Annotated in this window: 1 protein-coding gene; it reads right to left on the reverse strand. The window is 56.7% G+C overall.

Annotated features, from left to right (window positions below):
- On the reverse strand, positions 1-365 hold a 365-nt coding region (locus tag A3754_RS06265), incomplete at both ends, for a sensor histidine kinase (RefSeq protein WP_197468509.1).

Raw genomic sequence — 365 nt, forward strand, 5'->3', positions numbered from 1 at the left:
TGCCACCTGCAAACGCTCCCCCATCCGCAGCTGCTCGATGTGAATATAGCGCCGACACAGCTCCAGTTCTTCTTCCAGTGAGGCCTCGTTTCCACTGTTCTTGAGGCTGGCGCGAAACAGCACCGACAAGTCCTCCACCACCTGCTCCGCCCCATCCGGGTCCACCGCGATAAGGCTGGCGATAATGTTCATGGAATTGAACAGAAAGTGCGGGCGGATCCGTGATTGCAGGGCCTGAATACGTGCCTGCAACTCAGCCTGATCCTTTTGCCGCAACTGCTCCTGCACATAGAAATAGCGCATAACCAGGCCGGCGATGATCGCCGCAATCAAGCCGTTAACCGGAATTTCTGTAGACCACAGCC

The organism is Alcanivorax sp. HI0083, assembly GCF_001635175.1.